The organism is Desulfoluna sp. HI9BLuna (assembly GCF_056829775.1).
Genome location: NZ_CP186555.1, coordinates 4,753,910 through 4,778,354 on the forward strand (window position 1 = coordinate 4,753,910; position 24,445 = coordinate 4,778,354).

Genomic DNA, 24,445 nt, shown 5'->3' on the forward strand with positions numbered 1-24,445 from the left:
AATCGCGATGAGTCGGGACATTCAGCAGGAGACCACAGACAACGTTCAAACTTTTTTTTCCAGTGACTATCGAAAGACCTCCGAGACCGAGCCCTATGGAGAAGGCGTCAGCTCCCTATCGGGTCTGCCGGAAGATACCTCTTTCTATAAAGTGATCCCCATTCGCCAGGGACTTACCGTCACGGTGGGCCGGTTTTGCGGGAGCTGGCGCATGGTGATGGACTTTGAAATTGCCGGTGCTCCCATTGAGTTTGATTACTGGCTTAGCGGTTCAGGGCAATGCGATATCGTGGGGTTGGGGCCTTCCCCATCGGTGTTCTGGAATGAGGGCAAAACCATGTCCGCGCGCTACGCCCCTGACATTTCGGGGCGGTGTACTTCTGTCTGTACGTCCGAGATGTGCATTGTGGGGCTTCAGGTCGATCCCATTCTTTTTCATGCACTGGTGGGGGATGCCGTTGCGGACTTTCCGGATCGCTTCAGGCTCACCTCAGAAGGAGAGATCAAAGACAAGTTTGTCTTGAAAGAGACCCTCTCTCCGTCCATTCAGTTGGCTTGCCACCAGCTTCTCACCTGCCCCTTTACCGGGGGGTGCCGGGATCTTTTTTTCGAAAGCAAGGCCCTGGAGCTTCTTTCACTTCAGACAAGCGCCCTTTCATCCTCCCCTTGCGGCTCAGAAAAGGGGCTTACCCGGCGGGATATCGATCGAATTCATGAAGCACGTGACTGTCTGGTCGCCGACTTGAAAGAGCCTCCCACCATCGCACTTTTGGCAAGGCAAACGGGCATCAACGAAACAAAGCTCAAAGCAAATTTTCGTACCGTTTACGGTACGACGATTTTTGACTACCTGAGGCGTTACAAGATGGAAGTGGCCCGGACGTGGCTGGAAGCGGGGGCGAAAAACGTCAGTGAAGCCGCCTACGATGTAGGTTACGCCAACGTCAGTCATTTTATCAGGGCCTATCGCACCATTTTCGGTGTCAACCCGGGGGTCTTTGTCAGACGGAATCGAGGGGTGCTGTAAGCTTGGTACTACCAAGCCCGTCCATGGCCTGATTTTAAGTCATGCTCGTTTTTCTGCAGGCTTTTGGATATTCGGTTTTTCCTTTTTCTGCTTGGCAATTATTCAGATTTTCTCTCGGATGTTCCTTTTTTCCACGTATCATCCACCATTTGAATTAGGCCTAAGACCATCTTCCACGTTAGCACATCTCGGATGTTTCACGTCTTGGAAATCACGTTAAAAATCAAAAGGAGCTTCGTTGTGTCATCTATCGGGGCAAGGGCTCTGTAAATGGAGTGATAACGATTTATCATTGTAACAGAATTGTAGTATTTGGATGGGGACGTATGAGACATGATGAAATGTAGATGGTTTTTTTGTGCGGTTTTGTTCGCAGCTGTTCCACTCTTTGTTCTCCCGGGTCTGTGTTACGCCGAAAAGGATGATGAGCATGGGCTTGAATCAATGACAGTCACGGCAGACAAGCGGGAAGAAAACATTCAAGACGTTCCGTCGGCAATTTCTGCCTTTTCGAAAATAGATCTGGACGATTCCGACATCGAGGACGTGGGGGATCTTGTAGGGTTTGTACCGAATATGTATTTCGGGTCTTCCATGCAGGGCTATAACGAGATCAATTTCAGGGGGATAAGCATCAGCCAGTTTACGGGGAAGAATCCCGTGGTCATTTTTATTGACGGTATTGCTCAGGATCATTACTCCAATTATGCGGTCGACATGACAAATGTGGAGAGAGTCGAGGTGCTTCGAGGCTCTCAGGGGACGTTGTACGGAAAAAACGCCATTGGCGGCGTCATAAACGTCATTTCCAAAAAGCCGGGCAATGAGTTTGAGGGCGAGGTGACGGCACAAGCCGCTGAATACGACTCGTATGGCATCAAGGGGTTCATGAATACTCCTCTCATCAAAGATAAGCTTTCGCTCTCACTTTCGGGAAGATACTATACCACGGACGGCTTCATGGAAAATGATCATCCCGATGGCGGTACATTCGATGACGAGGAAGTCTTGAATTTGAGATCTCGTTTCAGGTGGCTTTTGACGGACCGGTTGGAGGCTAATCTTCATGCCGGAATGTCCCAAAGATGGGATGGCAGTGGTGTACAAAATGCCGCGAACGCGGGGGTGACTGAATACCATGCGTATAAAAATCCCCACGATAAATCGGAACCAAGTACCTCAAATGCCGCGTTGAATATTAGCTATGAAGGAGATTCGTTCGATTTTACATCCATTGGGACCTATAGCTACGATAAAATGGATGCATGGATGGACCAGTGCTATGTCAGCAAGACGAAACCCGTCAGTCTGTGCAATTCTGATAATCGCATCTTTTCACAGGAGTTTCGCCTTCAATCACCGAGCAAGAATGAGGGTATTAAATGGCTTGGTGGTGTTTACTATTCGAGTGATATCCTCGACTATGAAAATAACGCGATGCTTATTGATACCAAGGCCTGGTACGGCTATGACGTAAAATACAACTGGGCAGATGAAACACAAGAAGATACCGTGGCGGCCTTTACCCAGATGACATTTCCTCTTCCGGGCAGTCTCGCATTAACTGCGGGCCTGAGGTATGAAAGGGTCAACAAGTCCATGGATTATCGCTACGAGGTGACCCGAAACGATACAGGTGAGATTTTAGCGGCTGATCCCTTCAGCACACCCGGGGCGCCAAAGCCGGCCCTTGTAACCTACACCATCCAGGACAACTGGGATTCTCTTCTTCCAAAGGGGGTTCTCTCCTGGAAACCAACGGAGGATGCCATGGTCTATGCAAGTGTTACCAAGGGCTATCTTGCCGGTGGGTTCAACCTCTGTGAAAACATCAAAGAGCAGGCCAAATTCGAAGAGCAGTCTTCAATCGATTATGAACTTGGGGTGAAGACCTCATGGTTTCGCAACAAATTGGTTTGCAATGCCAATATTTTTTATATGGATATCAGCGATATGCATGTCTACTATGCGCCTGATCCCCTTACCTATATTACCTCCAATGCCGGTGAAGCTCACTCCCAGGGCGTTGAGCTCGAGCTCAATGCAAGGCCCGTCAAAGGGCTCGACATCATGGCTTCATTTGGCTTGGTCGATGCAGAATACGATCAATACACAAACACTGCCGGAATTGACTGCTCGGGCAAAAAGCTCGTTCGTACCCCAGACTACACCTTGAACCTGGCTGTTCAGTACAGGCATGCCACAGGGTTCTATACGAGAGTAGGCATGCAGGGCTATGGCGAGAATTATTTTGATGATGTCAACACCGTGAGTCAGGGCGCCTATGAAATATACAATGCTAAAATAGGGTACGAAGGCTCGATTGCAGATATCTATCTATACGGAACAAACTTATTTGATGAAGAGTATTTCAGTTTTGGTCGAACCAATTCAATCGGGCTCATGGCCAATGTCGGGCAACCGCAAACTTTTGGGGTCATGGCGACCGTCCGATTCTGAGGCGTAAAGCAGGCCGAAACACCCGTAAATGCCGCAGCGACTTACCTCTTATTTCACGTGGTAAATCATGGCGGCATTTTTTTTGTTTTGGTGGTTGACGTTTGAGGTGCAGATTTTATTCGATGGCATCACGATTTTACACAGGCGGGACACTGTGGCACAGATAGTTTCTCAGAGATTCAATAATTATTCGCATGTACGATTCCTGTGATATTCTTCGAGAATCCGGGGCGTTTCAATGCTGGTGGCATGGCTTGCGGCATGTGGTAACTGGTTTGATTTTTGCCGAAAAATGTTGGGTTTCTAAAATAAGTTTGGAAACCCAAAAAAAGTATTGACACCCATCGCGAAAGGGACTATTCCTAACTGGGGTCAAAAAAGTAATAACCAACATAGCGAAGTAAGTCTGCCATAGAGCGACAACACACTTCTTTCTATTATTGTCTGTGGATATCTTTATTTTCTTCACCATGTGAGGGGCCGTCAACGTCCTTTCTGTCCAGGGGGGAACGAATGCCGTGCGTGCATTTATTTGAGATATCCTCCTTCCTTAAAAGAACGACAATCCTGAAAAATAATCTGACTCAACGTTGCCATCCGTATGGCGGTGTACGGCAGTTTCCCTGAAGTTTTCAGCCTCCGCCCATAAGGTGCGGGCCACCGGAAAAGGGGGAGGTCGCGTTGGGCTCCTGATTGATTCCAGAGCCGTTTGTCTCCCTTGAACAGTGGGAGAAGGAGGCACGGGATCGTATCACCTGCCATGTTTTTCCTGTCCAAGAGAAAAAGCGGTTTTTTGCGGACATGTCCGCAATAATGACTAAAGTCCAATAGATCATTGGCACTGACGCTAAGATTTATTTCATGCTGTGACACATTGATTAAAATGGAGAACGAGATGAACACCCCTCCTGCAATGATCCAATCCGTTTCTGAGTGGTTGCATAATCAGGTAGCGCTAAAGAGTGATCGAGAAATCAATGAAATTGATATTCATGCATCATTTTCATCTATTGGACTAAAATCGAAAGACTTGTTGACCCTTGTGGAGGAGCTCGGGGACTGGTCAGGTTTAAAGCTTGCCCCCACACTCGGTTTTGACTACCCGACTATTGATGCATTGGCACATTACATTGCCAAGACGCCGAAACCCAGTACAACTGCGACATCAAGCAAAGACTCCGTGGAATCCTATGAGGAGACGCTGCCTGACCAGAGTCTTTACGTCGCTGGCTCTTCCCGTGAGCCCATTGCCGTTGTCGGTATAGGTTGCCGGTTTCCCGGGGGCTGCAATACTCCTGAGGCCTATTGGGAATTTCTTGAAAACGCAGGGGATGCCATTTCTGAAGTGCCTGCCGACAGGTGGGATATTGATTCCTTTTATGATCCGGATCCGCTGCTCCCTGGAAAAATGAATACCCGGTGGGGCGGTTTTCTCGATCATGTTGACCAGTTTGAACCCTCCTTTTTCGGCATTTCCCCAAGGGAAGCCAAGGGAATCGATCCCCAACAGCGCCTTGTCATGGAGGTCGGTTGGGAAGCATTGGAAGACGCCGGTGAAATACCGGCTCAGCTCAAAGGAAGCGCAACCGGCGTCTTTATAGGTATCAGTGGCAGCGACTACGGAAAACGCCTGTTCAAGGACCCTGCAAGACTTGATCTGTACAGCGGGACAGGGAATTCCACGTCCATCGCAGCCAATCGCCTGTCATACTATCTTGGACTGCGCGGGCCCAGTATGGCTGTTGACACGGCCTGCTCATCGTCCCTTGTTGCCATTCATCTTGCATGCCAAAGCCTCAGTAACTCGGATTGCAACCTGGCGCTGGCGGGGGGGGTGAACCTTATCCTCTCGCCTGAAATGACGATTATTTTTTCAAAATCAAGGCTCATGGCCCCTGACGGACGATGCAAAACATTTGATTCGTCTGCAAATGGATATGTTCGCTCTGAGGGGTGCGGTATCGTCGCATTGAAAAGATACTCTGATGCCGTGAAAGACGGCAACCAAATCTACGGGCTGATACGGTCTACGCACATTAATCATGACGGGGAAAGCAACGGGCTTACCGTACCCAACGGATTTGCCCAGGAACTGTTGATCAGAGACAACCTGAGCAAGGCAGGGGTGGCGCCATCGCAAGTAAGTTATGCCGAAACCCATGGAACAGGCACAGTGATCGGCGATCCTATCGAGGTGAACTCCCTTGGTTCTATTTTTCGGGAAAACCGGTCCTCAACGAGCCCTCTTGTCATCGGATCCGTAAAAACAAACATAGGCCACTTAGAGCAAGCCGCAGGGGTCGCTGGGCTCATAAAGGTCCTTTTGTGCCTCAAGCACGAGAAAATTCCGCCTCATCTTCACTTTAACACGATCAATCCATTGATTGCCCTTGATGAGATTCCGGCGGTCATTCCACTGCAAACGCTTCCATGGGGGGCGGGACACGAGAAGCGAATTGCAACGGTCAGTGGGTTCAGTTTTGGCGGAGTCAATGCCCATGCTGTGATTGAAGAAGCACCGGTGGACGATGTCGTGAACGATGAATGCCAACGCACCTCCCATGTGTTGACGGTCTCGGCCAGAGACGAAAATGCCCTTCGGGAAATGGCTGCCCAATACCAAACATACCTCACGTCCCACCCTGAGACCGATGCCGGCAGTTTTTGCTACACGGCCAACGCCTGTCGTTCGGATTTTCCATGGCGGCTGGCAATTCCCGGGAGGAACCCAAAAGATCTGGAAAACGGCCTGACAGCGTTTTTGACGAAAACGTATTACCCCGGGATGCATGCCGGAGAAGGCAAGTCCGGTGAAAAACCGGTGTTTTTATATACCGGCCAGGGCTCTCAATATGTGGGAATGGGCCGTGAATTGTACAGGTCACAGCCGGTATTTCGTAAAGAGATGGACCGGTGCAATGAAATCCTTGAAGCAACGTATCAGATCCCTCTTCTCTCTCTTCTTTATGGACAACAGGATGAGGCACTGCTGAATCAGACCGCAAACACCCAGCCCCTCCTGTTTAGCCTGGAATATTCAATGACCCGTATGTACCAAGCGTGGGGCGTTGAGCCGTCGGTTGTCATGGGACATAGTGTCGGAGAGTATGTGGCAGCATGTATTGCCGGGGTTTTCAGCCTGGAAGATGGGTTGAGGCTCATTGCCACGCGAGGCAAATTAATTCAGAGCTTGCCCTTGAACGGCAAAATGGCCGTTCTTTTCACAGGCGACAGCCATGCCGAATCCGCCATGTCTTCTTTTCAGGGCAAATTGTCCATTGCCGCTCTCAATGGACCTGAAAACACGGTGATCTCCGGTGACGGGGACGCCGTTGACAAGGTCGTCGATCTTTTATCCTCCGAAGGCATTCAATGTGTCGGCCTCCCTGTTTCCCATGCCTTTCACTCTGCACTCATGGATCCTATCCTGGATGCGTTTAGACACGTGGCAGAAGACATTTCGTACGCCCCTCCGAAAATCCCATATGTTTCCAATGTCACCGGGCAGGTAATTAAAGACGACGAGGTCTGTTCTGCAGAGTACTGGTGTCGCCACATTCGTTCAACGGTTCGGTTTGAATCAGGCATTCGGGCGATTTACGAGGATGGGCACCGCTTGTACCTTGAGATAGGCCCCAATCCTGTTTTGACGGGGATGGCCAGCTCGTTTCTCCCCAAAGATGACGTGTTGTTTGCTTCATCCCTCAAAAAAGGAGGCGAGGATTGGCCGTCTGTGATGGAGGGTCTTGGGGGGCTTTATACCCGGGGGGCCTCTGTGAACTGGGGAGAACTGGACCGGGCTCATCACAAAACGGTGCTCTCCATCCCAACGTATCCGTTTCAGCGCCAGAGGTGTTGGTACAAAGAGGATGGACAAGCCCCTTCCGCCTTCCACGCCTTCGAAGCCAACGCCTCTGAGTTTCATCCTTCAAAGGGAACGCGGCTGCCCATTTGCCTGGATCAGGCTATTTATCATTATGCATGCAATACAAAATCCTATTTTTTAAATGATCACCGGGTCTACAACCACGCTGTGATGTCGGGTTCAACCATGGCATCCATGGTCCTGTTTATTATGGAAGAACGGTTTGGACGTGGCACGTATCATCTGGAAAACATGTTTGTGCGCGAAGCCCTTTATGTCCCGGAGGAAGAGACGGTCAGTGTGCAGGTGGTATTTACCGATGGCGGAGACCGTTCGGGATCATTCAAACTGCTCAGCGCTGTTTCGGACGGGAACCGCTCCGACGTCCGATGGAAACTGCATATGGAAGGTGAGGTTGCTTGCACACAGGCTGTTAAAGACCTCTCCACGTCAGAGCTCGTGTTCTCTCCTGACACGATAAAGAAACGGTGTCATCAGCAACTCTCCGGAGAGAGCCTTTATGGAGAAATCCGGGCCGGAGGGCTTCAACTGGCAAACCATTTCACATGGCTTGAACACATCTGGAGAAGAGACGGCGAGGCTTTGGCTGAAATGCGGTTGCCCGGTCCCGGTGAGGGGTATGAGAAAGGCCATCTTCCTCCGGGGTTGATCGACTCGTGTACCCAGCTTCTTTTTGCCTGCTTTGGGCTGAACGCTGACTCGGCATATATGTTCCTGGGGTTCGACAGGTTTACCTACTACGGATATCCGTCGGGAAGGCTTTATTGTCACATGGAGCTTCAATCGGATGTGTCGGAAACAGATCTGATTGTTGGGAACTACCGGCTATGGAGTGAAAACAACGAACTGATCGCCGAGGCTGAAGGCGTTCATCTGAAGCAGGCTCCCCGTGAAACGCTATTATCCGGCTTTGAAAAACCAGCAAAAGCCCCGTTTTTTACCATGACATGGCAACCTTCAGACCAAAAAAGGACCCGGCAAAATACCCTGAGCATTGATCCCGGCAAATGGTTGATTGTTGCCGATTGCCATGACACCGGCGTCTCCCTGTGCGAGGCGTTTGAAACCGAGGGGCTTCAGCCCCGCCTTGTCTGCCGGGAAACCGGGGCCACAGAGGCTCAACGGGCTGCTTTATCCCTGGGATGGACTCAACCCGATGAACTTGAACAGCTACTCACAGAGCTCCTTCGTCAGGAAACCTTTTCCGGGATCGTGAATATATGCGGCATCAGCAGTCCCATGCCGGATACCTTTCTCCACGGCACATCTGATGGTATCGCGAGTATCGGATGCCATACCACCCTTGCCCTTGTCCGGGCCCTTGCCAGTTCCTCACATGGAAATTCCCCGAAATTATGGTTGGTCACCGGCGGTGTTCAACGGGTCGGCCATGAGCATCACCCGATAAATCCTGCGCAGTCTTCGGTATGGGGGGTAGGCAAAGTCATTGCGTTGGAGCATCCGGATTTTTTCGGGGGAATGGTGGATCTGTCACCGGAAAACGGGCAGTTCGAGTTTTCACGGCTTATACAGGACCTGACGCACTCTGACGGGGAGACAATGGTTGCCCTCCGAGGAGACACGCGGTACCTGGCACGGCTTCACCCCCTTGACGATAAGGATTCAGGCGTTACCCCGCATACCTTTTCCGGCGACGCAACCTATCTCATCACCGGGGGACTGGGGGGCCTTGGCATGGGGCTGGCGCAGTGGCTTTCGGCCAAAGGGGCCGGCCACCTTGTCCTCATGGGTCGGCATGCCCCTTCGGCCGAGGCAGAAAAGAGCATTCAGGCAATGGAGCGGAAGGGCACCCATATTTTTGTGGCGCAAGCAGATGTTGCCGATGGCGTTGCGTTGGAAAAGGTGTTCACCGATTTGACGGGAACCATGCCCCCTCTGAAGGGTGTTTTTCACTTGGCGGGTGTGCTTGATGACGGGATGTTGCATCAGCTTGAATGGGATCGCTTTGCGCCGGTAATGGCTCCAAAGGTGATGGGCGCCTGGAATCTTCATCTGCTTACGAAAAACATGCCGCTGGATCACTTTGTCCTTTTTTCTTCTGTGGCCTCGCTGCTTGGCTCCACAGGGCAGGGGAGCTACGCAGCTGGAAACCAGTTTATGGATACACTCGCGGAGTTAAGGCGCGGGGAGGGGCGTCCGGCCTTGAGCATCAACTGGGGACCGTGGTCCGGTTTTGGAATGGCGGCCTCTTTAGATGCAGCAGACATGGAGCGTTGGAAAAAGGGGGGAATGACACCACTGGCGATGGATCAGGGGTTTGGTGTTTTGGACACCCTTATTGGGGCGAACCACAGCCAGGTCGGTGCATTCAACGTCAACTGGCAGGCATACGTTCGTTACCACCTTAATAATACGGTCCCCCCTGTTTTGTCCCGCGTTGCGTCACAAGCTGCCAATGAACCGGATGACTCCCAATTAGCAGGTGTTCTTGCTCTCGATCAGCTCAGAAATACTGAACCCGAAGAGCAAAAATTGCTTGTTTCCGAGCAAATCGGCACTGACCTGAGGGACGTGATGTGGCTGGACAAAGGGACACGGTTTGACCCTGATGTATCTCTCTTGGAGATGGGCCTGGACTCTTTGATGGTCATCGAGCTCAGGAACCGCTTCAGGAAACATTTTTCAGTGGATATTTCCCTGAGAGACTTCTTGAAAAAACCAACAATCCGTAAAATCACCGACATGGTTCTGGCACGGCTTGTTGAATCAAAGGCAGGTGAGCTGAACGATGTCGTTTATCCGGAAATCATCCACAAACCGGATGAGAGATTTGAGCCTTTCCCCTTGACGGACATCCAGCATGCCTACTGGATGGGAAGGAGCGGTGGGCTCAGCCTCGGGAACGTTTCCTGCCATGTCTACCCGGAGGTTGAGGTGGCTGACTTGGACATTGACCAACTCAATAAGGCCATCGCAAAACTTGTAAATCGCCACGAGATGTTGAGGGCGGTTGTGCATCCTGATGGCCGACAGCAAATACGCGAGCAGGTTCCGGCATATGACATGAAAATTCAGGATTTGAGGGGGGGCGATCCTGATGACGTACAGGCGAAGCTTCAAGAGGTCAGGGATCAGATGTCTCACCAGGTTCGTCCTTCGGAGACGGGACCTTTGTTTGAAATCAGGGCCTCCCTTCTTGACGGAGGTATCACCCGCCTTCACATCAGCTTTGACCTTCTTATCGGCGACGGTTGGAGTTTCAATATTCTTATCAGTGAACTCTATGAGTTCTACCTAAACCCTGATGTGGATCTGCCTCCCCTGGAACTTACGTTTCGGGATTATGTTCTCGCTCAGGAGGCCACCAAAGAGACGGACCTGTATCATCAATCCATGGACTATTGGAAAAGGCGGCTTCCGGGGCTTCCTCCCGCTCCGGAACTTCCCCTTGCCACAAACCCCGATGATCTAAAAGACCAGCAGTTCATACGGCTGCAGTCACGGATGGAAAAAGAGAGGTGGAAACGGCTTAAGGACCATGCAGCCAAATCGGGATTAACAGCTTCCGGTATCCTTTTGTCCGCATTTTCAGAAATCTTGGCCGCCTGGAGCAAATCCCCCGATTTTACGATCAATCTCACCATGTTCAACCGGCTGCCACTTCATGAAAAGGTCAATGAGATTGTTGGGGACTTTACAACGCTGACCTTACTGGAGGTCAACAACGATAGCAGTCGTCCCTTTGAAACGCGGGCCCGCACTATTCAGGAAAGGCTGTGGGAAGACATGGAATACAGACATGTCTCCGGTGTGGAAGTGCTGCGGGAGATTGCCAGGCAACGGGGCGAAAGTTCGAGTGTCCATTACCCCGTTGTCTTTACAAGCGTGCTTCCATACAGCGGGCAAGCAGATGATTCCACGGCCATCAGCCTTCCGTCCGAGTTGCCCATCGATTTGGTGTACTGCATTTCCCAGACGCCACAGGTCTGGCTGGACCATCAGATTTTTGAGCAGAACGGTGACCTGACATTTAATTGGGATGCGGTGGAAGGTCTTTTCCCGGACGGGATGTTGGAAGATATGTTTGGCGCTTACTGCAAGCTGATCAACCGATTGGCAGACGGCGATGATGCCTGGCACGAAACACATCTGCAGGTAATTCCCGAGACGCAAAAGTATATGCGTAAGACGGTAAACGCCACAGGTGCGGACCTGTCCGAAGAGCTGCTCCATACGCTGTTTCATCAACGGGCACTCCTGCAACCTCAAGACGATGCTGTGATTACGCCTGAACGGCGGATGAGCTACGAAGAAGTGGCGGGGCGCTCCGACGCGATCGCTCAGATTCTCCGCAGCGAAGGGGTGCTGCCCAATACCCTTGTTGCCGTTGTCATGGATAAAGGCTGGGAGCAGGTGGTCGCTGTCCTCGGTACGCTCTATTCGGGTGCAGCATATCTGCCCGTTGATCCGTTTGTTCCAAAAGAAAGGCTTGGTCATATTCTGGATAGCGGGGACGTCCACTTTGTTCTTACCCAATCGTGGCTGGAAAACGACATTGACTGGCCTGAGGGCACGACGAGAATCTTTGTCGACCATGGCGGATGCTCGGATCGTCGGATGCCCCTTGTTCCGGTGCAGACGAAAGATGACCTTGCCTATGTCATTTATACGTCAGGTTCGACCGGGCTGCCCAAGGGCGTGATGATTGACCATAAGGGTGCAGTCAATACCATCCTCGATATCAACGATCGTTTTTCAATCGATGCCCAGGACAAAGTGCTTGCCCTTTCAGAGCTGAATTTCGACCTGTCCGTATACGACATATTCGGGACACTTGCCTCCGGTGGGGCACTTGTCATTCCGTCAGCACAGCGGAAGCACGAGCCGGCACACTGGCTTGAATTGATGAACGACACAGGGGTGACCGTCTGGAATTCCGTTCCGGCAATGATGTCCATGATGGTCGAACATCTTTCGAATGGGACGAGTGACACGATGAACGAGTTAAGGCTCGTCCTGTTAAGCGGTGACAAGGTCCCTGTTTCACTCCCTGAAACAATTGAAGCGATTACGGAAGACGTTGAGATTGTAAGCCTTGGGGGTGCCACGGAAGCATCTGTATGGTCCATCTGCTATCCAATAAAAGAGATGAAACGTATCTCAAAATCAATACCCTATGGTTGCCCTATGCGTAACCAGAAGTTTTATGTGCTGAGCAACGGAATGGAGGACTGCCCGAACTGGGTTCCCGGCGGGCTGTACATAAGCGGAACCGGTCTTTCAACAGGTTACTGGAAGGACCCTGAAAAAACACAGAAGAGCTTTATTACACATAAACTGACCGGTGAACGACTGTATAAAACCGGAGATATAGGGCGTTATCTCCCTGATGGGAATATCGAGTTTTTGGGGAGGGAAGATCATCAGGTCAAAATATCCGGACACAGAATTGAGCTCGGTGAGATTGAAGAGGTTGTGAAAGAGTGCCCCAGCGTCCGTGACTCTGTTGTTTTGGTGCAAGCCGAAAAGTATCTGGCGGCCTATTTCACTGGCTCAGGTGATTCTGGCGATTTGGAACTGAAGGCAAGGGACCATGCACAAAGCAAATTACCGGAATACATGGTGCCTCAGTTTTATATTCAACTGGACTCATTTCCTTTGAACCAAAATGGCAAAGTCGACAGAAAACGTCTTCCGCCCGTCGATTACAGCGAGATCAACCAAAACAGCGATGTTGTTCCACCGGGAACATACATAGAGCAAGAGCTCTTTGACATATGGAAAAAATGCCTGAAAACAGATCAATTCGGGATCTATGAGAATTTTTTCCATCTTGGTGGTGATTCCATTTTGGCCGTCAGGCTTGTGAATAAAATCAACGATAAGTTTCTTTTGGATTTGACGATAAAAAACCTGATGCAACATTCCAATATAAAAAGGTTAGCTCATTTTATTGAGATGATTTGTGTCGATACGGAACGGGACGCCGAAATAGAGGAGGGTGTTATATGACCGCTTCACAATTATTGAAAAAATTATCGGAAGAAGGCATCAGATTGTGGGAGAAGGAAGGCGAACTTAAATTTCGTGCACCCAAGGGCGCTCTTAACGATGGTCTAAAAAATGAAATTTCGAGCTGTAAACATGAAATTATTTCATTGTTGAGACATTCCGACCACTCCGTTCCCGGTGAATTACGAGCTGAACCTGACCTGGAAAATCGCAACGAGCCTTTCCCGTTATCAGATGTCCAAAGTGCCTATCTCATCGGGAGAGGAGATGCGTTTGAACTGGGGAATACATCATGCCACTCGTACTATGAGACAGAGCAGTCTGATATTGATATCGATCGCTTGAACCTGGCTTTGAACAAACTGGTTGCAAAACACGAGGCCCTGAGACTGGTTTTCATGGATGGCGGCGAACAGAAAATACTTAAAGAGGTGCCACCCTACAACGTCACGGTCAATGATTTCAGAGGTCTGGGAGATGCGGACGCAGCACGCCGTCATGATAAAATCCGTGAGGGCCTATCCCATAAAACATACGAAGCCGGAACATGGCCTCTTTTTGATGTCGGGGTGAACCGTTTCAATGGGTTTGTGTCTTTGTACTTCAGTCTTGACCTGTTAACCGCAGACTTTTACAGCGCCTTTATCCTGTATAGAGACCTTGTTAAATTTTACGAAGATCCGGACCAGCCATACGAGGTGCCTGAATTTTCCTTCAGGGATTACGTCCTGAAAGAGCATGAACTCATTGATTCAAAGCAGTTTGAAAGGGCAAGAGATTACTGGATGGGTCGTATTCAATCTTTTCCCGCGGCTCCTCAACTCCCCCTTGCAAAGGATCCGGGCTCCATCAAGCGGCCGACATTTGTACGTAAAGAGTCCACCCTTGATGAAACATCCTGGCTGAACCTCAAAAAGAGAGCTGCTCAATATGAATTGACTCCATCGGTTGTTCTGATGACAGCCTATTCTGAAGTTCTCTCAAGATGGAGCAAAAATGATCATTTTGCCATCAACCTGACCTTGTTCAACCGGCTTCCCGTTCACCCTGATGTGATGGATATTGCCGGAGATTTTACGTGCGTCAACCTCCTTGAAGTGGATACGAACAGTGGCGAATCCTTTGGGGAAAAAGCCAACGTCATTCAAACTCGGCTCTGGGAGGACATGGACAACAGGCACTTTGGCGGTGTGAAATTCATCCGTGAACTTGCCAGGGACCGCAATGCAGAGGGCAAAGCATTAATGCCTGTGGTGTTCAGCAGCACCATCGGGGTGGAAAACAAAAACCTGACAGATTTCGATGTCACACGGCTTGGCGTTCTCAAGTACGGCATCACCCAGACCCCCCAGGTGTACCTTGACCATCAGGTAATCGAACATGAAGGGACCCTTTACTATAACTGGGATGCGATAGACGAGCTTTTCCCGGAAAATGTACTCGATGACATGTTCGAGGCTTACACAGAACTCATCACGCTTTTGGCGACAGATGATAAAGCCTGGAGTGCACTGGAGGGGGATCTTGTCCCTGTCAAAACGCCGGGAGTCTTTGCCGGTGTCGCAGATGAGGAGAGCCTTCCTGCAGGCATGCTCCATACCCTGTTTGATGAGCAGGCGGCTACCCACCCGGAAAATGAGGCTGTTATCACCTCCGACAGGCGATTGAGCTATGGAGAGCTTAAAGAGATCTCTGATACCATCGGAGGGCTCCTCCGGAGGGAAGGCGCATTGCCTCAAACCCTCGTCGGCATCGTGATGGAAAAAGGGTGGGAACAGGTTGCCGGTGTCCTCGGTATCTTAAAGTCCGGGGCGGCCTACTTACCCATTGACCCGGAGGTGCCGTCGGAACGTCTGGATCACCTGTTGTCAGACGCTGGGGTCGGTATCGTCCTTACGCAGTCCAAATATGCGGACCGCCATGCGATCGAGTGGCCCGGGCACCTCAACATTATTGCCGTAGATGAGATTGATCAATGCGCCGGTCCCACGGATGGTGCATACCCTGTTCAGAGCCCTGACGATCTGGCATACGTCATTTACACTTCAGGATCAACGGGTGCTCCCAAAGGGGTCATGATTGATCATAAGAGCGCCGTCAATACCATTCTTGATGTGAACAGCAGGTTTTCCATGACGCCTGAGGACAGGGTCTTTGCCCTTGCCGCATTGAACTTTGACTTGTCTGTGTTTGATATATTCGGAGCCCTTGCCTCAGGGGCGGCAATCGTGATCCCGGATCATAAGGGTGCCAATGACCCTTCCCACTGGTTAAGCAAAATAAACGGCGAGAAGATTACTGTCTGGAACTCAGTCCCTCAGCTGATGCAGATGCTTGTGGAGTATGCAGCGGATGGGCAGGGGCTGTCTTCCCGTTCGCTCAGGCTTGTGATGATGAGCGGAGACTGGATTCCCCTTGACCTTCCCGGTAAGATTCGGGCTCTTTTCAAAGATATTGAAATGATTAGCCTCGGAGGGGCAACCGAGGCATCGATATGGTCGATTTATTACCCGATCCATGTAATTGAACCGGAATGGAGCAGTATTCCATACGGGCGACCGATGAAGAATCAAAGTGTTTATGTGCTCGATAAAAAGCTTCAGTTCTGCCCGGCATGGGTTACCGGGGATCTCTACATCGGAGGCGCTGGGCTTGCACAGGGGTACTGGAACGATAAAGAGAAAACAGACAATTCATTTTTCATACACCCTGTAACCAAAGAGCGTTTGTACAAGACCGGGGACCTTGGCAGGTATTACCCTGATGGGAATATCCAATTTGAAGGAAGAGAGGATTTTCAGGTCAAGATTAGCGGCTATCGAATCGAGCTCGGTGAGATAGAGGCGGCCATTGGCGCCCATCCGGGGATAAAAGAATCGGTTGTCTCGGTGTGCGGTAACGCCGCAGGTGAAAAGCAGATTGCCGCCTATGTCGTATTAAATGAAGACCCGGATTCTTCTCTGCTCCATGATGCAGACCCTTCGATTGTTGATTCTTGTGCATTGCAGCATTTTATTGAAGAGAAACTTGATCCCGATGTCCTAAGCGGCTTAAGTCGCTCTGAACTGGAATTGTTTTATCGCTATATGGAAGAAGTAAGCCTCGAATCTATTTGCGATGCATTTTATTCTATCAGTATTTTTACTACGCCTGAAGAAGAGCTCTCGGTTTCCGGGATCATGGAAAGAGGCAACGTCGACCAAAAATACGAACATCTTGTTTTGCAATGGATAGAGTTGCTTCTGGATAGGGGGCTGTTGAATCCCACGGCACCCGCCACGTATTCAATTTCCCCTCAATACCCAAATAAAAAGAACGTTGAATCCATTTTTTCAAAGATCGAGAGCAACCCATCTTTACTCAAGGCTGTTGAAGGGATCCATACCTACCTGACGACGCTCAAAGCGAGCTTTAAGACCATTATTCAGGGTGAGCGAGACGCACTTGAGTTGTTCTTTTGCGATGACCACCGGATTTCACCGGAGAGACTCTCGCGTATGATGCCCGGAACGGATGCAATCGACAAAACAATCGGCGGGTTCCTTAACTTTCTCTGTGAGCGGGGAACCGATGCAAGGCCATTGAACATCCTTGAAGCAGGAGCTCGAACCGGTGAAGCAACAGCCTCCCTTCTTCCCTATCTGCCTCATCGTCATGTTATTTATACAGCAAGTGATACCTCGTCGTTTTTTACAGATAGGCTTTCGGAAAAAACCAACGGCTACCCGTTTGTGAAGTCTGTCGTATTCGATATCGATCAGGAGCCGTTGGTGCAAGGGTATCAACCTCATTCATTCGATGTGGTCCTGATGTTGAATTCTCTCCACAGGTCCACAGACGTAAGGAGAGCCCTTCAACATATCAAAACGCTCTTATCGCCCGGTGGGATTCTCATCGTATCGGAAAATACAATCAACAGCAGCCTCCAAAAAGTGAGCGTTGGATTTATTGAAGCCGGATTCCAAGGTCTTGAAGATGAACGGGCAGGCTCGGGACGTCCGCTTCTTTCCTCGGAGAGATGGCTGGCGATACTCGAAACCGAGGGGTTCGAAACGCCATTTTCCATGTTTGGAGATGCCCCCCAAATGATGGCCCAGGACATAATCATTGCAAAAACACCATCCGTCCAGAGATACTTCGGGCCAGAGGCATTAAGTGGGTTTCTTAATACGAAGCTTCCCCAGTACATGATCCCATCGTTTTATATCCAACTGTCATCCATTCCTCTTACCGGTAACGGAAAAGTTGATCGCAAAGCACTGCCGGTACCTTTCAGAGATAATTCAAGCAATGAAAAGGAATTTAAGGCCCCTGAAAGCCCGACGGAGATTCTTCTGGCCCAGATATGGGAACGTATTCTGAAAACAGACCACATAAGTGTCCATAGCGGTTTTTTTGACTTGGGCGGCGATTCCCTGTTGGGAACCCGCATTATCGCCAAGGTGCGAGAAAAATCAGGCATTGATATCACACTTCGGATGTTGTTCGAATTTCCCACGATAAAAGAACTGGCAGAACAGATTGACGGCGTGTCGGGTGCGTCCGAACAATCAGGCAACGAGCCCGCAGGTCTTTCCAGGATTCGCCCTGATAGAGACAACCGATTCGAACCCTTTCCTATCACGGATGTACAACATGCTTATCTGGTTGGACGAAGCGGTTTGTATGAACTTGGAAAGGTTGGAGCCCATTGTTACTTTGAATTTGATGGGGTTGATCCCGATATTGACAAGCTGTCCCGTGCCATCAATCGCCTGATCGGACACCATGATATGATGCGATCTGTGTTTATGCACGATGAGATGCAGCAGGTCATCATAAAGGACGTCCCTGCCTATGGGGTAGAAATCTATGATCTAAACACCCTGTCTCCCGAAGATGCAGACAATGAATTGCTCCACATTCGGGACATGATGTCCCATCAGATCATTGCCACAGATACGTGGCCTCTTTTTGATATTAGGGCATCGCTGTTCAATGCCAATTGCTTTCGGGTTCACATCAGTTTTGACAATTCGGTCTTCGACGGTTGGAGTATGTTCCATTTAATCAGCGAAATGTCGAAGCTTTACAGTGAGCCCGATGCGCCACTGCCGGAGCTTGATCTGTCATTTCGCGATTATGTTGTGGCAATGGAAAAAATGAAGGGCTCCCATCTGTATCTTAGAGATCAGGAGTACTGGCTGGATCGCTTGCATGAGCTTCCGCCTTGTCCCGATCTTCCGATGGTCAAAAAACCTGAATCCGGTGTCCACTATCCTTTCACCCGATTTGAATTCAAAATAGAAAAGAAAACCTGGGATAAACTTAAAAAGAGAGCAAAGGGGATAGGCATCACGCCGTCTGCGTTGTTGCTTTCCGCATATGCCGAGATTCTGAACTCAAGGTCATCGAATGATGAATTTACCATTAATTTAACCACCTTCAACAGAATACCCCTCCATGGGCAGGTCAGCGAAATAGTGGGTGATTTTACGTCGTTGACTCTGCTTGGCGTCTCTTCGGGCAGTGGCATGACGTTTCTGGATAGGGCCAAGAACCTTCAAAAACAATTGTGGGAGGGTATGGACCATCCATACTTCAGCGGGGTTCAGGCTCTGCGGGAGCTCGCCAAGTTAAAGGGGGGAGCGGAACACGCCAGCATGCCATATGTGTTCACAAGTGCGCTGGGCCTGAATTCCTCTGAGCAGAGGGCCGTTGGAGATAACAGCATCGGGCGGTTAAACTACAGCATTTCACAGACGCCGCAGGTCTTGATCGACCATCAGGTATACGAAACATCGGAGTATCTTGTTTTAATATGGGATACGGTCAATGAGTTTTTTCCGGAAGGATTTATCGCGGATATGTTTGATGTTTACTCATCGTTTGTCATCGGCTTGGCCGATGAGAATGAATTGTGGGAAACTCAACTTCTTGAACTCATGTCTGAAGACCAGCGCAGGCACTTAGATGATATCAACAACACACGCTATGAATATGCTCCCCGCTTGCTTCACACGCCCTTTGAAGAGCAGGCTCTGGCAAACCCGGACCGTGACGCTGTGGTCTCGTTAAATTCAGTGGTGAGCTATGGCACATTGCACCGTATAGCCGGTACTGTCGCCGGTGTCCTCTCGGCAGAATGTGTAAGGCCGAATACGCTTGTCGGCATTGTGATGGATAAAGGGTGGGAGCAGGTAGCCGGTGTGCTGGGCATACTAATGTCTGGAGCGGCCTATCTGCCCATGACGCCGGATACCCCTGAAGACCGACTGCACTATCTTGTTTCCGAAAGTAACGTAACGCACATCTTGACCCAGTCATGGCTTGAAAAAGAGGTCCCGTGGCCTGAATCGGTGACCTTGCATTTTATCGATCAGATAGAAGGGGACCAAGATCCTCATATCCCTGTGCACCAGGCTCAAACCCCTGATGATCTGGCATATGTCATCTATACATCAGGGTCAACAGGGGTGCCCAAAGGTGTCATGCTTGACCATAAAGGGCCCTTAAATACCATCGAAGATGTCAATGAGCGATGTTCGTTGAGTTCTGAGGATCGGGTGCTGGCCCTTGCCGAACTGAACTTTGACCTTTCTGTTTACGATATTTTCGGGACGCTTGCAGCCGGCGGGACAATTGTCATTCCGGAACCGGATCGGCGAAAAGATCCATCGCATTGGCTGGAGTTGGTGAACCAATTTGGTGTGACCATTTGGAACTCTGTCCCGCAACTTATGCAGATGTTTACCGACCATTTTATGGTTACAAAAGAGAACGTATCTGAATCGCTGAGATTGGTCATGATGAGCGGTGACTGGGTCCCGACCGACCTTCCGGCGAAAATCCGTTCTAGGTTTGAGGGGGCAGAGATTATCAGCATGGGCGGTGCTACCGAAGCGTCTATCTGGTCAATATTATACAAGGTCGGACGCGTGGACCCAGGCGCGAAAAGCATTCCTTATGGCCAACCCATGCAGAATCAAAGATTTTACGTTTTAAACGAAAAGATGGGCAATTGCCCTGTCTGGGTTACCGGTAATTTGTATATTGGTGGTTTGGGCCTTGCCAAGGGGTATTGGAAAGACACACAAAAGACCATAAACGCCTTTGTCCATAATCCGCATACGGGCGAGAAATTATACGCTACAGGCGATCGAGGGCGTTTTTTACCTGATGGCAATATCGAATTTTTGGGACGAGAAGATTTTCAGGTTAAGATCAGGGGGTATCGAATTGAACTTGAGGAAATCGAAGTCACCGTCAAATTGCTATGTGACATTTCAGAGTGCATCGTCACAGCTGCAGTTGATGATTCCGGAAATAAAAGGCTGGTTGCTTATGTGGTACATGATGAACCCATCTCAGGGGATGAGGCTCGTCGCAAAGAGGTGACGGCAGAGATATTGGCTTTCATACGAAAGAAATTACCCGAATATATGGTCCCGTCAGGCATTGTGTTTCTCAATGAACTGCCTCTGAATGCAAACGGTAAAATCGACAGGAATGCACTTCCCGAGCCTTCAGATCACATGGTGTCGGATACCAAAGTCAGCGCCGAACCGGAGAGTTACCATGAAAAAGAGATTGCCAAGATCTGGGAAAAGGCGCTGTCTATAGAACATATCGATATTCATGCCAATTTTTTCGAAATAGGCGGTGATTCGTTAATTGCCGTTCAACTCGTGAATGAATTTTACGAACGATTTGAGGTGGATGTCCCATTTTCTGAACTGTTTGAATTTCCGACCATCGCCGGCATGGCAGAGACGGTTCTTAAAGCCCTGGGGGAGTCAACGGGCACCCCTGGGATGAAAGAAGAAAAGCTTCCGCAAATCGAGCCTGATGCGGCTAACCGTTGTCAACCATTTCCGCTCACAGACGTTCAGCACGCCTATTGGGTTGGGCGAAGCAACGCATTTGAGTTGGGGAATGTGGCAACACATTCCTATTTTGAAGTAGAAAATTCTCATATGGATATTGAACGGCTGAATCGGGCATGGCTGAAAGTTGTTGAACGCCATGAAATGCTGCGGGCGGTCGTTTTGCCTGATGGTAAGCAAGTCGTTTTAGAACATGTGTTACCGTATGAATTCAAACAGTATGATTTACGGACCGAGGCGCCCGAATCCATTCGGTCTGAACTGGACCGCATCAGAAAAGAGATGGAACACCAGATGTTGCCGGTGGGGGAGTGGCCTCTCTTTGATATCAGAATTTCCACATACGATTCCCATGTGGTTCGGATACATCTCAGTTTTGATGCCCTCATCGTTGATGGGTGGAGCATGGGGGTGATATTTGATGACTGGTATCGTTTCTACATGGATGATGACCTCCCCGTCGAACAACCTCATCTTTCCTACAGGGATTATGTTTTAGCCGAGGGCGTGTTCCGGGATTCTGAGTTGTACAAGCGCGACAAAGAGTATGCGTTCAAGCGCTTACCCACCTTGCCATTGGCCCCCAATTGCCCCTTTGCACCGAAATTGCTGCCATTTCCAAGCCGGAGTTTCGCCGGTTAAATTTCACCCTTGATAAGAGAAAGTGGCAGCAATTAAAGAACCGGGCAAAACAACATAATCTGACACCCTCAGGTATATTGATTGCTGCCTACGCCAAGGTGCTGGGAACATGGACCAAAAACGCCGATTTTACGATCAACCTCACGTTTTTTAACAGGCTTCCCCTTCACCCGGAGGTCAACGATATTGTCGGTGATTTTACCTCACTTACCTTGTTGCCTGTAATCAATCAGGGAGATCGATCCTTCGAGCAATGGGCAGAGGCGATACAACATCAATTGTGGCAGGAACTCGAGCACAGGTATTTTAACGGTGTCCGAACCATTCGTGAGTTTGCCCAGCTCAGGGGAAATATCCAGTCGGCCGTTATGCCGGTGGTCTTTACGAGCTTCCTGGGGCTGGAGTCTAAAGATAACGAAACCTCTCCGCTCTCTAAAATGGGCAATATCATCTACAACGTCAGCCAGACCCCCCAGGTCATTTTGGATAACCAGGTTGGTGAGAGAGATGGAGCCCTTTCCGTAAACTGGGATGTGGTGGCCGAACTCTTCTCTCCTGGCCTGTTGGAGGACATGTTCGACACCTATTGTTTGTTGCTGGAAGCGTTGGCCGATGGGGAAAGTGCCTGGGGCCTTACACATTCATCCTTGATTCCTGAAAAACAGCAAGAGCAGCGAAGAGAATACAACGCGACAGCCGTTCCCTCCTCTCCCGTCATGCTTCCTGACTTGTTTTTAGAACAGGTCAGAATTAATAAAGACAAGAAAGCCATCATTACGACAGATCGCTCATTTACCTACGGCGAATTGTCGGGCATGGCAACACATCTCGGTCACCACCTTCAAAAAATGGGGGTCGGACCGAACCGACTTGTCGCCATTGTCATGGAAAAGGGGTGGGAGCAGATCACCGCAGCGTTAGGCATCTTGATGTCGGGCGGAGCATATCTTCCCATTGCTGTGGATACGCCCACGGAAAAATTGAAACACATTCTCCGTGACGCCGAGGTTGATATTGTCTTGACGCAGTCCTGGTTAGAGGACGATCTCGCATCCTTTGAGGGTGTTATCACGCTCTCTGTGGATACAATAGATCCGGTGGACGATGGGCTGGCACGGCTTGATGTGCCGAAAAACAATGAAGATCTGGCCTATGTGATCTACACCTCCGGATCAACCGGTGTTCCCAAAGGGGTGATGATTGACCATAAAGGGGTCGTCAATACACTGATGGATATTAATGGGCGCTTTGGTATCAGCAGCGAGGACCGCGTCCTTGCGATTTCAGCATTGAATTTTGACCTTTCCGTGTTTGACATCTTCGGCACCCTGGCTGCAGGGGGGACGATTGTGATGCCCAACCCGGCATGCCTGAAGGATCCGGAGCATTTGCTGGGCTTGATCCGACAGGAAAAAGTGACGGTTTGGAACTCGGTCCCGATGCTGATGAGAATGCTGCTTGAGTCTCTTTCAGAGACGGAGAGTTCCGCAATCCAGAGCCTTAGATTGATTCTGCTGAGTGGCGACTGGATTCCTACGAATCTGCCGGACCGGATCAAGCATCATATCCATGATGTTCAGGTTGTCGGCTTGGGGGGGGCAACAGAGGCTTCGATATGGTCCATTCTATATCCCGTTGATGGCGTTAATCCTGAATGGAGGAGTATTCCCTATGGGCGTCCTATGTCAAATCAACAGGTTTATGTTCTGAACGATAATCTTGAGGAGTGTCCCGATCATGTTGTCGGCGAATTGTACATTGGAGGGGACGGACTGGCAAAAGGCTATTGGAAGGACAATGAAAAAACGGATTTTCACTTTTTCATTCACCCTCGAAATGGCCGGAGACTCTACCGGACCTGTGATTTCGGTAGGTACATGCCGGAAGGGTATATCGAGTTCATGGGAAGGGAAGACCTTCAGGTGAAAATCAGCGGGTACCGTATCGAGCTGGGCGAGGTGGAGTCTGTCGTTCACAGGTTCCCTGATATCAAGGAGGCCGTTGTTCTTGCTGTAGAGGGGACGGAAAAGGAGAAGTTTCTATCCGGGTATGTGGTGCCTCACCCTGAGCACGACGTTTCCATTGAAGCTCTCCAGGCGTTCTTAAAAGAGCGTCTCAACGACTACATGATTCCTACGACATGGACCGTATTGGACAAGCTCCCGCTGAGCTCCAACGGGAAAGTCGATCGCAAGGCTTTGGTCAACTCAGAACGTAAATCCGTCAACATGTCTACCTCGTATGTCCCCCCGAGAAATGAGCTGGAAGAGGACATATGTTCCATCGTTAAAGAGATCCTCGGCGTCGACAGGGTGAGCGTCAACGAGAAATTTTTCAATTTGGGCGCAACCTCGTTGGATATTGTAAGAATGCAAAACAAACTGCTCAGTGCGTTGAACCGCAAGATTACGGTCATGGATTTGTTCGAATATTCGACTGTTGAGGCGTTGGCTCAACACATGGTTCAACGGGACAATGTAAATCAACCTGAAAAGAGCGTACAGAGTCGGGTACAAAACCGCAGGCAAATGATCAGCAAACGAAGAAAACGTGTTCTGAACGATCGATAATACATGGCCGGAAGAGATTCTG

The 24,445-nt window shown here is 49.9% G+C and carries 5 protein-coding genes; all 5 read left to right on the top strand.

The genetic code is table 11. The annotated features are described in order from the left end of the window. The first annotated feature begins 7 nt into the window (after positions 1–7). On the top strand, positions 8–1,027 hold the full coding sequence (locus tag ACOYW0_RS19470; protein ID WP_482415444.1) for a helix-turn-helix domain-containing protein: 1,020 nt from the start codon (positions 8–10) through the stop codon (positions 1,025–1,027). 333 nt (positions 1,028–1,360) lie between these two features. Further along, on the top strand, positions 1,361–3,487 hold the full coding sequence (locus tag ACOYW0_RS19475) for a TonB-dependent receptor (RefSeq protein ID WP_482415445.1): 2,127 nt from the start codon (positions 1,361–1,363) through the stop codon (positions 3,485–3,487). An 895-nt stretch (positions 3,488–4,382) separates the two neighbouring features. Further along, positions 4,383–13,346 (top strand): amino acid adenylation domain-containing protein, encoded by an 8,964-nt coding sequence (locus ACOYW0_RS19480; RefSeq protein WP_482415446.1) that lies wholly within the window; start codon positions 4,383–4,385, stop codon positions 13,344–13,346. Further along, positions 13,343–21,853 carry an amino acid adenylation domain-containing protein gene (locus ACOYW0_RS19485; RefSeq protein ID WP_482415447.1) on the top strand — a complete coding sequence of 2,837 codons (8,511 nt, stop codon included), beginning with the start codon at positions 13,343–13,345 and terminating at the stop codon, positions 21,851–21,853. The genes ACOYW0_RS19480 and ACOYW0_RS19485 overlap by 4 nt, the downstream gene beginning before the upstream one ends. After that, positions 21,799–24,423, top strand: a complete 2,625-nt coding sequence (locus ACOYW0_RS19490) for a non-ribosomal peptide synthetase (protein WP_482415448.1) — start codon at positions 21,799–21,801, stop codon at positions 24,421–24,423. Before ACOYW0_RS19485 ends, ACOYW0_RS19490 begins: the two co-directional genes overlap by 55 nt. Positions 24,424–24,445 lie beyond the last annotated feature (22 nt).

What these genes read in the sequence shown, in the direction of transcription:
- ACOYW0_RS19470 (WP_482415444.1), top strand. Translation starts at nt 8, where the DNA reads ATGAGTCGGGACATTCAGCAGGAGACCACAGACAACGTTCAAACTTTT.
- ACOYW0_RS19475 (WP_482415445.1), top strand. Translation starts at nt 1,361, where the DNA reads ATGATGAAATGTAGATGGTTTTTTTGTGCGGTTTTGTTCGCAGCTGTT.
- ACOYW0_RS19480 (WP_482415446.1), top strand. Translation starts at nt 4,383, where the DNA reads ATGAACACCCCTCCTGCAATGATCCAATCCGTTTCTGAGTGGTTGCAT.
- ACOYW0_RS19485 (WP_482415447.1), top strand. Translation starts at nt 13,343, where the DNA reads ATGACCGCTTCACAATTATTGAAAAAATTATCGGAAGAAGGCATCAGA.